Annotated in this window: 6 protein-coding genes; 3 read left to right on the top strand and 3 right to left on the bottom strand. The window is 75.6% G+C overall.

The window, feature by feature from the left end; all coding sequences use genetic code 11:
* Positions 1-56: 56 nt before the first annotated feature.
* Both panB and CBP52_RS06380 read right to left on the bottom strand, forming a co-directional pair.
* Positions 57-869, bottom strand: coding sequence for a 3-methyl-2-oxobutanoate hydroxymethyltransferase (panB, locus tag CBP52_RS06385; protein WP_094182210.1), 813 nt, complete (start codon positions 867-869; stop codon positions 57-59).
* Positions 870-934: 65 nt separating this feature from the next.
* Complete coding sequence (locus CBP52_RS06380; protein ID WP_094180282.1) at positions 935-2587, bottom strand: NAD+ synthase; 1653 nt, start codon at positions 2585-2587, stop codon at positions 935-937.
* Between the two features lie 175 nt (positions 2588-2762).
* Between CBP52_RS06380 and CBP52_RS06375 the strand changes: the two genes are divergently transcribed.
* The 3 genes from CBP52_RS06375 (at position 2763) to CBP52_RS06365 (ending at position 8097) form a co-directional block, all read left to right on the top strand.
* On the top strand, positions 2763-4100 hold the full coding sequence (locus CBP52_RS06375; protein ID WP_094180281.1) for a glutamine synthetase family protein: 1338 nt from the start codon (positions 2763-2765) through the stop codon (positions 4098-4100).
* A gap of 5 nt (positions 4101-4105) precedes the next feature.
* The gene (locus CBP52_RS06370) at positions 4106-7153 is read left to right on the top strand and encodes a bifunctional [glutamine synthetase] adenylyltransferase/[glutamine synthetase]-adenylyl-L-tyrosine phosphorylase (RefSeq protein WP_094182209.1); all 3048 of its coding nucleotides are present in this window, start codon (positions 4106-4108) and stop codon (positions 7151-7153) included.
* Between the two features lie 173 nt (positions 7154-7326).
* The gene (locus tag CBP52_RS06365; protein ID WP_157732518.1) at positions 7327-8097 is read left to right on the top strand and encodes a BTAD domain-containing putative transcriptional regulator; all 771 of its coding nucleotides are present in this window, start codon (positions 7327-7329) and stop codon (positions 8095-8097) included.
* Between the two features lie 14 nt (positions 8098-8111).
* Here the strand turns inward: CBP52_RS06365 and CBP52_RS06360 are convergent, their stop codons facing one another.
* Positions 8112-14066: a DUF4157 domain-containing protein gene (locus CBP52_RS06360; RefSeq protein ID WP_094180279.1), complete on the bottom strand. Its 5955-nt coding sequence runs from the start codon at positions 14064-14066 to the stop codon at positions 8112-8114.
* Between the last annotated feature and the right edge of the window lie 2 nt (positions 14067-14068).

The raw sequence follows: 14068 nt of genomic DNA, 5'->3' as shown, positions 1-14068 counted from the left end.
CGGCGCCCTGAGCCGCGCGACCGGGCCGCCCGCTCCCGCGTGGGCGGCCCGGTCGCTCACTTCTCGAAGCTGTGCGCCGCGTCGGGGAAGGACCCCGAGCGGACCTCGTCGACGTACGCCGTCGCCGCGGCGCGCAGCGCGGCACCGACCTCGCCGAACCGCTTGGCGAACCGCGGCGACCAGTCGCCCATGCCCGCCATGTCGACCCAGACCAGCACCTGGCCGTCGCACTCCGCGCCCGCACCGATGCCGATCGTCGGGATCGCGACGATCTCCGTGATGCGCGCCGCGACCGGCGCCGGGACCATCTCGAGGACCACCGCGACCGCACCGGCGTCCGCGACCGCGAGCGCGTCCTCGGACAGCTCCTCGGCGGCCACGTCGCCGCGGCCCTGGACGCGCGGGCCGCCCAGCAGGTTCTCGGACTGCGGCGTGTAGCCCAGGTGGCCGACGACGGGGATGCCCGCCGACGTGATCGCCCGGATCTGCGCCGCCGAGCGCTTGCCGCCCTCGAACTTCACCGCGTCCGCGCCGGTGGCCTTCATGACCCGCACCGCCGACTCGAGCGCCTGCTGCGGGCCCGCCTCGTACGAGCCGAACGGCAGGTCCACCACGACGAACGCGCGCGTGGCGGCACCCGCGACGGCCCGCGCCGGCGGGATCATGTCCTCGATCGTCACGGGCAGCGTGGTGGCGTGCCCGTGCATCGTGTTCCCGATCGAGTCGCCGACGAGCAGCATGTCGACGCCGGCCTCGTCGAAGATCCGCGCGGTGACCGCGTCGTACGCCGTGAGCATCGTGAGCCGCTCACCGCGCTCCTTCGCCGCTCGCAGGTGGTGCACCCGCACGCGCTTGATGGTCTCGCTCATCGTCGCTCCGTTCGTACGTCCCGCGGACGTGGGGTCGGTGGTGATGCGTCGGTGGTGCTGCTCGGTCAGGGCTCGCGCCACCGCGAGGTCACGGGCAGGCGGCGGTCGCGGCCGAACGCGAGGGCCGTGACCTTCGGGCCGAGCGGGTACTGACGGCGCTTCCACTCCGCGCGGTCGACCAGCTGCAGCACCCGGTCGACGACGGCCTCGTCGTACCCGCGGGCCAGCAGCTCGGCACGGCCCTCGGCGTGCTCGACGTACGCGTCGAGCACCTCGTCGAGGAGGTCGTACGGCGGCAGGGAGTCCTGGTCGGTCTGGCCGGGGCGCAGCTCGGCGCTGGGCGGCTTGGTGATCGAGGACTCCGGGATCGGCGGGATCTCGCCCCGGTCCAGCGCGTGGTCGTTGCGCCACCGCGCGAGCGCCCACACGCGCGACTTGTCGACGTCCTTGAGGGGCGCGAAGCCGCCGATGCTGCCCGCGTCGTAGATCGTCGCGTAGCCGGTCGCGAGCTCGGACTTGTTGCCCGGTGCGATCACGAGGTGCCCCTCGCGGTTGGAGATCGCCATGAGGATCACGCCGCGCACGCGCGCCTGCAGGTTCTCCTCCGCGACGCCCTCGAGCGCGAGCTGCTCCTGGAACGCGTCCACCATCGACGCGATCGGCTGGACGCGGTAGTCGGCGCCGAGCCGCGCGGCGAGGTCCGCCGCGTCGTCCTTCGAGTGCTGGGACGAGAACGACGACGGCATGGAGACGCCGACGACGTTCTCGCCGCCGATCGCGTCCGCCGCGATCGCCGCGGTCAGGGCCGAGTCGATCCCGCCGGAGACGCCCAGCACCACCGAGCGGAAGCCGTTCTTGCGCACGTAGCCCGCCAGGCCCAGCACCACCGCGCGGTAGGTCTCCTCGTCCGCGCCCAGCGGCGGCACCTGCGGGCCGGGCAGCGACGGCTCGCCCTCGTCGGCCAGGTCCCACACGAGCAGGTGCTCGACGAACTGCGGCGCGGTCGCCAGCGTCGTCCCGTCGCGGTCCACCACGAACGACCCGCCGTCGAACACCAGGTCGTCCTGGCCGCCGACGAGGTTGACGTAGACGACGGGGGCGTCCATCTCCGCGGCGCGTCGGGCCGCGAGCTCCGCGCGCACGTGCCCCTTGCCCTCCTCGAACGGCGAGCCGTTGAGCACGACGAGCGCGGCCACCTCGTTCGCGTCCATCTGGGACACCGGACCGCCGTCCTGCCAGATGTCCTCGCAGATCACCACGCCCAGGCGGCGGCCCGCGACCTCGACGACGCAGATCTCGTCGCCCGAGGTGAAGATGCGGAACTCGTCGAACACGCCGTAGTTGGGCAGGTGGTGCTTCGCGTACCGGGTCTCGACGCGACCGTCACGCAGCAGGACCGCGTCGTTCGTCGGGCGCCGCACGCCCGTCGCGCTCGTGCGCTCGCCGACCGACCCGACGAGCACCGCCACCGCGCCGAGCCCGGCCGCGGCCAGGTCCTGCGCGAGCCGGTCGAGCGTCGCCTGCGCGGCACGCCGGAACGACGCGCGCAACGCGAGGTCCTCGATGGGGTAGCCGGTGAGCGTCATCTCGGGGAAGACGACGAGGTCGGCGCCCGCGTCCGCCGCGCGGCGGGTCCACTCGAGCACCAGACGCGCGTTTCCCTCGAGGTCCCCGACGCACGTGTCGACCTGCGCTGCAGCGATCCTCACCCGGCTCACCCCCCGACCCTACCCAGCACCCCGCACCCACCACGCCCCGAGACCGTCCCCGCCCCCTTCTCGGCGGGGTGGTGTCGGGCGGGGTGGGGTGGTGGGTGAGGGGTGGGCGGGGCGTGGCGCGCCGGTGGGTGGGATGGGGGCGGCGCGGGGCGGCGGATCGGGCAGGATATGCGCCATGGACAGGCAGCAGGAGTTCGTGCTCCGCACGGTCGAGGAGCGGGACATCCGCTTCATCCGCCTCTGGTTCACCGACGTGCTCGGCATCCTGAAGTCGGTGGCGGTGGCCCCGGCCGAGCTCGAGGCCGCCTTCTCCGAGGGCATCGGGTTCGACGGCAGCGCGATCGAGGGCCTGACGCGCGTGTACGAGGCCGACATGATCGCCCGGCCCGACCCGTCCACGTTCCAGGTGCTGCCGTGGCGCGGTGAGCGGCACGGCACCGCGCGGATGTTCTGCGACCTGCTCACGCCCGAGGGCGAGCCGAGCCTCGCGGACTCGCGCAACGTGCTCAAGCGTGCGCTGAGCCGGGCGAGCGACAAGGGGTTCACGTTCTACACGCACCCCGAGGTCGAGTTCTACCTGTTCGACGCGCCGGCCGACCCGTCGCAGCCGCTGGTCCCGGTGGACCAGGGCGGCTACTTCGACCACGTGCCGCGCGGCACCGCGCACGACTTCCGCCGTGCGGCGATCACGATGCTCGAGTCCATGGGCATCTCGGTGGAGTTCTCGCACCACGAGGCCGGCCCCGGCCAGAACGAGATCGACCTGCGCTACGCCGACGCGCTGACGACCGCGGACAACATCATGACGTTCCGCCAGGTGGTCAAGGAGGTCGCGCTGGAGCAGGGCGTGTTCGCGAGCTTCATGCCCAAGCCGCTGGCCGACAAGCCGGGCTCGGGCATGCACACGCACCTGTCGCTGTTCGAGGGGGACCGCAACGCGTTCCACGAGCCGGGTGCGCACCTCGAGCAGTCGAAGGTCGCGCGCAGCTTCATCGCGGGTCTGCTCAGGCACGCGGCGGAGATCACCGCGGTGACCAACCAGTTCGTGAACTCGTACAAGCGCCTGTGGGGCGGCTCCGAGGCGCCGAGCTACATCTGCTGGGGCCACAACAACCGCTCGGCGCTGGTCCGCATCCCGATGTACAAGCCCGGCAAGGGCAACTCGGCACGCGTGGAGTACCGCGCGGTGGACTCGGCCACCAACCCGTACCTGGCGTTCGCGGTCCTGCTCGCGGCGGGCCTCAAGGGCATCGAGGAGGGCTACGAGATGCCCGACGGTGCCGAGGACGACGTGTGGGAGCTCACCGACGCGGAGCGCCGTGCGCTCGGCATCGAGCCGCTGCCCACGTCGCTCGACGCGGCGATCGAGGTGATGGAGCGTTCCGAGCTGGTCGCGGAGACGCTCGGTGAGCACGTGTTCGACTTCTTCCTGCGCAACAAGCGCCAGGAGTGGGAGGAGTACCGCTCGCAGGTGACGCCGTACGAGCTGAAGCGGTTCCTGCCGGTCCTGTGACCGCGATGAGCGACCGGAGCGAGCGCGGCACGTCGCTGGGGGGCCGGCTCACGCGGGCCGGGGTCGACGACGTCCCGCGCGCGCAGCGCCTGCTCGAGGACGCCGCGCTGCTCGAGGTGCTGCCCGACGCGACGGAGGTGCTCGTCGGGCCGCTCGCGGAGGTCGCCGACCCGGACGCGGCGCTGCTCGCGCTGGCGAAGCTCGCCGGCGTCGTCCGTCCGGACCCGGAGCTGAGCGCTCTGCTCAGGGACGTGCTCACGCACGACGACGAACGGCGTCAGCGGCTGCTCGCCGTGCTCGGGGCCTCGGTGGCGCTGGGCGACACGCTCGGCGCGCACCCGGCGAACCTGCGCGTGCTGGCCGACCCGACCCCGGGCACGGGCGTCCCGGTGGCGCAGGTGCGAGCGGAGCTGCTCGCGGCCGTGGGCGCGGACCCCGACGCGGCGGTGCCGGTCGCGACGCTCGTCGGCACCGCGGGCGTGGACGCGATGCGGCGCGCGTACCGCACACGGCTGCTGCGCATCGCCGCGACGGACCTCACGGTCGTCGACCCGCTGAACCGCATGCCGGGGGTCGCCGCGGCGCTCGCGGACCTCGCGTCGGCCGCGCTGGAGGCGGCGCTCGCGCTGGCGCGCGCCGACCTGCCGGACCACGGCGCGGGCGTGCGGCTCGCGGTGATCGGGATGGGCAAGGCCGGCGGCCGCGAGCTCAACTACGTCTCCGACGTGGACGTCGTGTACGTGTGCGAGCCCGACGAGGGCGCGGGCGTCAGCGAGGCGGACGCGCTGGCCACGGGCACGCGGCTGGCGACGGGTCTGGCGCGCGCGTGCGCGACGCCGTCGGGTGAGCCCGCGCTGTGGCCGGTGGACGCGGCGCTGCGGCCCGAGGGCAAGGACGGCCCGCTGGTCCGCACGCTCGCGAGCCACCGCGCGTACTACGAGCGCTGGGCCAAGACGTGGGAGTTCCAGGCGTTGCTCAAGGCGCGTCCGCTCGCGGGCGACCGGGACCTCGGGCGCGCGTACGTGGAGATGACCCAGCCGTTCGTGTGGTCCGCGGTGCAGCGCGAGCACTTCGTCGAGGACTCGCAGCGCATGCGCCGCAGGGTCGAGGACAACATCCCGGCCGCGGAGGCGGACCGCCAGCTCAAGCTCGGGCGCGGTGGCCTGCGGGACGTGGAGTTCACGGTGCAGCTGCTGCAGCTGGTGCACGGCCGCTCCGACGACGAGATCCGCTCGGGCAGCACGCTCACCGCGCTCGGGGCGCTCGCGGCCGCCGGGTACGTGGGCCGGGACCACGCCGCGCGGCTCGCGGTCTGCTACCGGTTCCTGCGCCTGCTCGAGCACCGCATCCAGCTGCACCGGCTGCGGCGCACGCACCTCCTGCCGACCGCCGACGCCGACCTGCGCCGGCTCGCGCGGTCGGTCGGGATGCGCGCGGAGGGCGCCGAGGGTCTGCTCGAGCGGTGGCGGCAGGTGCGGCGCGACGTGCGGCACCTGCACGAGGAGCTGTTCTACCGCCCGCTGCTGCCCGCGACCGCGCGCCTGTCCGACGAGGAGGCGAGCCTCGCACCGGACGCCGCCAAGGCCCGGCTCGCTGCGATCGGCTACCGCGACCCGGCGGGCGCGGTCCGGCACATCGCGGCGCTCACCGAGGGTGTCTCGCGCCGCGCGTCGATCCAGCGCCAGCTCCTGCCGGTGATGCTCGGCTGGTTCGCGGACGGGCCCGACCCGGACGGCGGACTGCTGGCGTTCCGCCGGCTGTCCGACGCGCTCGGCCGCACGCACTGGTATCTCAAGCTGCTGCGCGACTCGGGCACGGCCGCGCAGCGGCTCGCGCGCGCGCTGTCGACGTCGCGGTACGTCGCGGACGCGCTCATGCGCTCGCCCGAGTCGGTGCCGTGGCTCGCGGACGACGACGAGCTCGAGCCGCGCACGCGCGAGCGCCTCGCCGCCGAGGCGGACGCGATGCTCACGCGCGCGGACGAGCCCGTGCCCGCGGTCACGCTGCTGCGGGGCTTGCGTCGCCGCGAGCTCGCCCGGACGGCGGTCGCGGACGTGCTGGGCGTCGTGACGGGCATCCGGGCCGCGCAGAGCATGACGGTCGCCGCCGACGTCGTCCTCGCGGGTGCGCTGCGCGTGGCGCGGTGGGAGGTCCGCGAGGCGCGCGGGCTCGCGCAGGACCCGACGCGCATGCTCGTCGTCGCGATGGGCCGGCTCGGGGGCGGGGAGATGGGGTACGCCTCGGACGCGGACGTGCTGTTCGTGCACGACCCGGTCCCGGGCGCGGACCCGCGCGAGGCCCAGGCGTTCGCGGTCGCGGTGGCCACCGCGATGCGTCAGCTGCTCGGTGCGGTGGGCGCCGAGCCGCCGTTGGCGGTCGACGCGGACCTGCGCCCCGAGGGGCGCAACGGGCCCCTCGCGCGGTCGTTCGACGCGTTCGTGGAGTACTACGGCCGCTGGTCGTCGCCGTGGGAGAGCCAGGCGCTGCTGCGCGCGCGTCCCGTGGCGGGCGACGACGAGCTGGGCGAGCGGTTCGTCGCTCTCGTCGACCCGCTGCGCTACCCGGCCGACGGCCTCGACCCGGCGGCGGTGCGCGAGGTGCGCCGGATCAAGGCGCGCGTCGAGGCCGAGCGGCTGCCGCGCGGTCAGGACCCGGCCCGGCACCTCAAGCTCGGGCGCGGCGGGATCGCGGACGTGGAGTGGACCGCGCAGCTGCTGCAGCTGCAGCACGCCCACGCCGTGCCGGGACTGCGCACGACGAGCACGCTCGACGCGCTCGCCGCCGCGCACGAGGCCGGGCTGCTCGAGGACGACGACCTGCCGGTGCTGGTGCAGTCGTGGGAGCTCGCGTCGCGGCTGCGGGACGCGAACGTGCTGTGGACGGGGCGCGCGGAGGGTGCGCACACGGACGTGCTGCCGCACGACCACCACACGCTCGCGGGGCTCGCGCGCGTGATCGGGATGCCGCCCGGCTCGGGTGGCGAGCTCGAGGAGACGTACCTGCGGACCGCCCGGCGGGCGCGGGCGGTGGTCGAGCGCGTGTTCTACGGCTGACCGGCGCGGCGGACCCCCGGTGCCCGCGGCGCGCCAGGGGTATCTGGGCGCGGTGCCGCGCGCTCCTTCCCGACGACCATGGCGGTCGAACCTGCGGAGGGGCGCGGTGACGACGATGTCGGGTGAGCGTGGCCGGCCCGCGGCGGCCGGTCGGTGACGGGCGGCGACGGGCGATGTCATCCCGTGCGGGGGAGACGGCGTCGGAGGCGGCAGGGGTACCCGGTGCCGCGTCGGTCGAGCGGGGTGCGCAGGCCCACGTGACGCTCCTGGGCGACTTCCGGCTGCAGGTGGCGGGTCGCTCGGTCGAGCTCGGGACGTCGTGCCGGCGGGTCGTGGCGCTCGTGTGCCTGCGCGGCGCGGTGCCGCGCGCGCGGGCGGCGGGGACGCTGTGGCCCGCGGTGGCCGACCGGCGCGCGGGCGCGAACCTGCGGACCGCGCTGTGGCGCGTCGGCGCGGTCGCGCCGCAGGTGCTGCGCGTGGAGCGCGGCTGGCTGGAGCTCGGGCCCGGGGTGTCGGTGGACGTGCGGGACGTCGCGCAGCGCGCGCTGCGCGCGCAGGACGCCGCCGACGACGTCGCGGACCTGCCGCGGCTCGCGGACGCGGACCTGCTGCCCGACTGGGACGACGAGTGGGTCGCGGAGGACCGCGAGCGGGTCCGGCAGCTGCGGCTGCACCTGCTCGAGGCCGTCGCGCGCACGCTCGCCGGGCGGGACCGGTTCGCGGCGGCGGTCGACCTGGCGCTCACCGCGCTGCGCGCCGACCCGCTGCGCGAGAGCGCGCACCGCACGGTGATCGCGGTGCACCTCGCGGAGGGAAACGTCGCCGAGGCGCGGCGGGCGTTCGCGGCGTGCCGCGCGCTGCTGCACGCCGAGCTGGGTGTCGAGCCGTCGGCCGCCACCGCGGCCCTCGTCGCGACGCCCGTGCGAGCGCTGACGGTCAGCTGACTGTCAGCTGACGGTCAGCTGACGGTCACAGCGCACGTCAGGGTGTGCGACGTCGTCCCGTCGCCCACGCTCACGGTGAGCACGTAGGCGCCGGGGGTGGCAGCGGCGGGGAACAGGACGCGCCACGCGGAACCGGTCGCGCCGAGGAACGCGGCCGCGTCGGGCGCGTCGGCGCGAGCGACCGGGTCCGGGGTGCCGGCGGGCGGCGGTGCTCCGCCGATCGTCGCGACGGCGGGCGGCCCGGTCACGTTCGCGGGGACCAGCAGGAACGCCTCGGTGCCGCGGGCGAGCGTGGTGACCTCGGCCGCGTCCGCGCGTGCGGCGGCGCGCAGGGGCACGGTCGTGACGACCTCGACGGTGAACGTCCGCACGGGCACGTCGAGGTCGCGCGACAGGTGCATGCCCGCGAACGCGAGCCCGCCGGTGTACCGCCCGTCGGTCGCGGCGTAGTGCCGGCTGACCTCGACGGGGACGGGCGCGGTGGTGGCCGACACCGCGGTCAGCCGCGCGTCGCGCACGGTCACGGAGCCGGCCGGGTCGAGCGCGGTGACCCGGTGGACGCGGGGCGCGCCGGGCGTCGTCGTGACGTCCACGGACTGCGTGGGGACGAGCACGAGTCGGTCGCTCGTGCCGGGTGCCGTCGCGTCCAGCGTGCGGCCCGCGGCGGTGACGGTGACGTCCGCGACCGTGACGTCGAACCACAGCGTCTGCAGGTCCTTGGCGTGCGCCTCGACGGCCTCGGTGGCGCCGGCGATCCCGTTGCGGGTGGTGACCCGGTGGTCGCCGGGGCGGGTGAACGCGGCGTAGACGCTCTCGTTGCGCTCGAGCCGCGCGCTGACCGGGACCGAGCCGAGCGCGGACGCGCGGTACCCGAGCGCGTCCGGCGTCCCGCCGCCGTTGAGGGGGAGGGCGCGCGGGTCGGTGTCGCCCTCGTGGTCCGTGAGGACCGCGGAGACGAACCCGCCGGGGTCGGGCGTGGCGGCGTCGGCGCGGACCGCGCCGTTCGGGTCGGCGGACGTGCCCGTGGAAGAGCGGGTGGGCATCACGCGCAGGGTCCGCGACAGGTGCACGCCGGGCGCGTCGAGCCGGTCGCGCGTCACGAACGTGCGCGAGCGGTCCCCGGGCGTGAAGCGGTACCGCATGACGTCGCCCACGGTCGCGCGCCGGTCCGCGATCGCGCCGCCGCGCTCGACCTCGCCGGTGAGCCGGGCGAGCGGCGAGTACACGTCACCGGACTCGCTCGACGCCTCCTGCTCGATCGGTGCCTCGTGCTCCTTCTGGAGGCCGAACAGCCGCCCCCACCACACGTACCCGAACGGCAGCAGCGAGAAGTTCTGCGTGCCGAGCAGCCAGCGCATCACGCGCAGCAGCCAGCGCGTCCAGTCGCCCGGTGCGACCGCGGGCTCGACCTGCCCGTACGGGTCGAAGAGCCACTTCATCCACCCCATGCCCATCTCGACCATCGCCGCGGAGTCGGCGTTGCCGAGCGGGTCGCTCGCGCCGACGCGCGCGATGCGCACCGACAGCTCGTCGCCGGTGACGGGGACCCGGGTCGCGAGCTCGACGCGCCCGCCCGCCACCGCGAGGACGTCGGTGCGGAACGGGCGTCCCGACCGGTACCGCACGACGACCCGGTCCTCGGGCTCGAGACCGTGACCCGCGCCCAGGTCCACCGCGAAGTGGTTCGCGGCGTCGACCGTCCCGGCGCGATAGTCGTACCAGTCGAACGCGCTGCCAGGCTCGTGCGAGTCGTACGCGGCCACGCGCACGTCGCCCGTGAACGTGACCGGCTCGCCGAGCGAGAGCGTCTGCCCGGCGCGGGTCGCGGAGCGGATGACGGTGTCCTCGCCCTGCCGGACGGTGACGCGCCCGGTCGCCGGGATCTTCTCGGCGTCGCCGGCCCGGGCGAGCGTGATCGTCGTGCCCCCGACCGTCACGGTCCCCGCGTACAGGTCCCCGGTGCCGCCGATCGCGCGCCCGAGCCCGTAGAACGCCTTGCCGACGAGCCAGAAGATCCCGCCCCACGTGGAGCCGGCGAGCAGGTTCACCAGACCGCCGTGCGTCATGAGGTCGAGGATCGCGATCGACACGTCCCACCCCGCGGCGCTCTGCTTCTTGCGGACCGCGACGCGGCCGGTCGGCACCGTGCCCGACGAGACGCGCACGCGCACCACGTCGCCCGACGACGAGCGGACCTCGGCCTCGACGATCCGTGCGCCCTGCACCACCTGGAGCGTGTCGCCCTCCGCGAGGGACACCCCGCCGCGCTGCGGGATCGTGACGTCCCACAGCGCGTCCGCGCCCGCCGCGACGCTCGCGTCGAGGAACGCGGAGAACTCCGGCAGCTCGGTGTCGGACGTGAGGATCGCCGGCAGCTCGAGGGCGATCATCGGGAACGCGCAGAACCACAGGGGCCCCCACCGTGCGTACTGGACGGTGTGCGTGAGCTCGTGGTTCGACAGGGACTGGCCGCGGTCGATCTCGGTGGTCTCCTCCTCGGGGACGAGCAGCGTCCCGGGGCCGAGCGTGACGGTACGGGCGTCGCCCACCGCCTCGAGCGCCACCGCGACGACCGACTGGCCGGGCGCGGTCGTGATGGTGCCGGCACCCGGCGGCGTCTCGGCGAGCAGCACGCCCCCGTCGCGCGTCACGGACGCCAGGACCGCCGTCGTCACGTGCGTGAACACCTCCACGTCGACCGCCGACGCGGTGAACGTCGTCGAGAACGTCACGGACCGCACGAGCGCGCCGCCGTTCTGCTGCACGGGGTGCGTGACGTCGCCGTCGACGATGCCGAGCGCCGCGGTCCCCGCGGGGAGGTCGTCGGACCGCCACAGCGAGAACGTCGCCGTCGTCGTCGCGCCGCTTCCCGTGCGCGTGCCCCTGATCCCGAGGGAGGGGCACCCGGTGTCCGGGTCGCCGACGGCGGCCTGGCGCACGGTCGCGGCCGCGCCGGGGGTCAGCGCGGTCGTCGCGGCCGTCACCGTGACGCGCCCGGCGGCCTCGGCGGTGACCCGGTGCCACGTCGTCGCGCCGCCGGACGTGACCTCGACCAGGTCGCCGGGGCGCAGCCGCGGGAACGGCGCGTCGACCGGTGTCCCGGCGACCGTCACCGTCGCACGCAGGTCGAGCGCGTCCGCGGCGGCGACGACCGCGTCGTACGCGAAGCCCGTCGGCTCGAGCCGCACGAGGCGCAGGTCGCCCGCACCGAGGTCGACCGCGGGCGTGAACGTCACGTCGCACCGCAGGTCGCGCACCGCGGTGTGCTCGGTGCCGACGCGCACCGGGAAGCCCGCGCGCAGCCCCGCCGCGGCCGTCGGCGTCGCCAGGGTCGTCGTGCCCGCCGTGACGTCGACGCCCGTGAGCGCGCCGGTGACGGTGGGCGGCTCCCCGGCGACCCGCGTGAGCAGCAGGGGCATGCCCTCGAACCGTTCGGGCGAGGGCACGACGACGGACAGGACCTGCGCGAGCGTGAGCGACGTGAGCGCGGTGCCGCGCGTGCGCCACCGCTCGACGGTGAACGGCCCGGCGCCGACGAGCGGCCGGTCGAGGACGACGACGTCGTGCGTCGGCGCAGCGGGCACCACGCGGGCGTGCGCGGTGCCCCCGGACTCGACACGCAGGACGACGAGACCGGCGGAGCCGTCGGGTGCCGAGCCCGCCGTGAGCGGGGTGTACGTGAGCGCGGGGTCCGTCTCGGCCGCGCCGGTCCGGGTGCCGAGGACCGTGCTCGCGGTCACGGTCTGGAAGCCGGTGGTGCCGGCGGGTGCCGCCACGTCGACCGCGGTGGTGGAGCCGGTCGGGTCCGTCTCGACCCGCGCGCCCGTCGTCGTACCGCCGACGAGCAGCCCCGTGGTGCCGCGGCCCGGCGGCGTGGCGGGCGCGAAGTCGAGCGTCGTGCCGGTCGCCGTGACGGTCGTGGTGGGACCCACGACGCCGGTCGCGACCGCGATCGGCCCCGCGAGCGCGGCGGGCAGCGCGCGTTCGAGCGGCACCCGCGCCTCCAGGTGCGCGACGCGCGCGACGAGCACCTGCCCGCCCGCGGCCCGGACGCGCACCAGGTCACCCGGCGCGTACGTCGTCGTCGTGCCGCGCGCGTCGAGGGACGCCGCGGGTGCTCCCGCGGGACGGGACTCCGACGACGCGGGCGCGGCCTCCAGCGGCGTCACGCGCAGCGACGGGCCGGTGAGCGTGAGCGCCTCGGCGAGCTGCACGCGCTCGCCGCCGGGCACCGGGACGACGCCCACCACGGTCGCGATCGCGAGCGCGGTGCCGTCGTCGACGAGCACGAGCGCCCCTGCCGCGAGCCCCGTGGCGGCGTTCGACGTGAGCACCGACCGCTGCTCGAAGTCGCCGACCCCCACCGGGCCCGGTCGCAGCTCGGTGAGCGTCGCGTCGACGTCGTGCCGCGTGTCCATGCGGGGCGTGTCCAGGTGCAGCCCGCCGGACGGGAACCACGGCGTGAGCGTGCCGGGTGCGGCCGGCACGCCCAGCCCGCCGTGGCGGGACCAGGAGGTCAGGTTGCCCGGGAGCCCGGGCATCGTCGTCGGGCCGCACGCCAGGAACGACGTCGGCGCCCCCGTCGGCGCGAGCGACAGGACCGTGCCGTAGTGCGTGGGCTCGTACGCGCCGCGCGGGTCGACCACCTCGCCGCGCTGCAGGAGCGCGAACTCGCTGTCCGGGGACCAGACGATGTGCTGCGTGGTGAACGCGCGGCCACCCGTGATGACGTTCATGAACCCGTCGCGGCGCACGCCGAACGACCCCAGCCGGTCGGTCGACGACAGCCCGGTCGAGGAGAAGAAGTCGTACCTGTCGCCCGCGAACGGCGCCGCGAGCAGGCTGAGGAACAGGTTGAACCACCAGTCGATCCCGAAGAACGTCATGATGTTGTTCTGGAACGACCACGTCAGCGTCGACAGCACGAGACCCGCCGAGACCCCGCCCGTCGGGTCGGAGCGACCGACCGGGTCGCCGCGGCACACCTCGAACGCCGAGCGTGGCTCCTTCTCGACCGGCACGGGGCCGCTGTACCCGGCGGGCCGGCGCGGGTCGTCGTCGCCGCCGTGCCACGGGTCCGGCTCGCAGAACGTGCCCGTGCGCGGGTCCAGCCGACGCAGCGGGAGGTGCACGACGCCGGCGTGCACGCGCCCCCCGAACAGCCCCGGCACGTCGGGCACGTCGAGCAGCCCCTCGCCGTAGGCGTCACGCGGCAGCCGCCGCGCACCGTCGGCCGTCACGACGCGCACCGGGGTGCCCGACGGGTCCAGGCTCAGGACCGCGGCCAGCGGGGTGCCGAGCGGGCCGTCCACCCGTGCGAGGCAGCGCATGCCGTCCCACAGGAACACGCAGCGCACGCGCCCGTCGGGCGCACGCGTGACCCAGGTGCGGCCCTCGTCGTCCACCGTGTCGCCCGCCGGCCGCGCCGCCAGGAGCCGGTGGCCGCGCGCGTCGTGCGCGAGCACCGTGGCCCCGGACTCGTCGTGCACCTCGCGCGCACGACCGTCCGGCCCGAGGACGACGCGGCGCTCGCGGCCGGGGCCGCGCACCTCGACGAGCCCGCGCTCGTCGTGCGTGTAGAGCCAGCGGTGCCCGGCCGGTGCCGGGTCCGGGCCGCCGGGCAGGCACGCGACGACGCGGCCGCTCGCGTCGCGGCGTACCTCGACGCCGTCGACGAGCACCAGGTGGTCGCCCGACCAGCGGTAGTGCTCGGTCCACGCCGCGCCCGTCACGGGCCGCACCCGGCGGTCAAGCGTGCCCTCGCCGACCCGCTCGCTCGTCGTGCAGACCCCGTGCCAGACGCGCGTGCCGTCGTGGCCGACCGTGAGGTAGTCGCGGCCTCCGCCGCGCAGCGCGACCAGCACGCCGGACTCCGCGTCGCGCTCGACCTCGAGCACGCCCGCGTCGCCCAGGTCCACCCGGTCGGTGACGCCCGCGACGTGCGCGGGCCGGTCGATCGTCGTCGTCATGG

The sequence above is a fragment of the Cellulomonas sp. PSBB021 genome (genome assembly GCF_002240455.1).
Classification (GTDB): Bacteria; Actinomycetota; Actinomycetes; order Actinomycetales; family Cellulomonadaceae; genus Cellulomonas; species Cellulomonas uda.
This window is presented reverse-complemented; position numbering and strand designations above follow the sequence as displayed.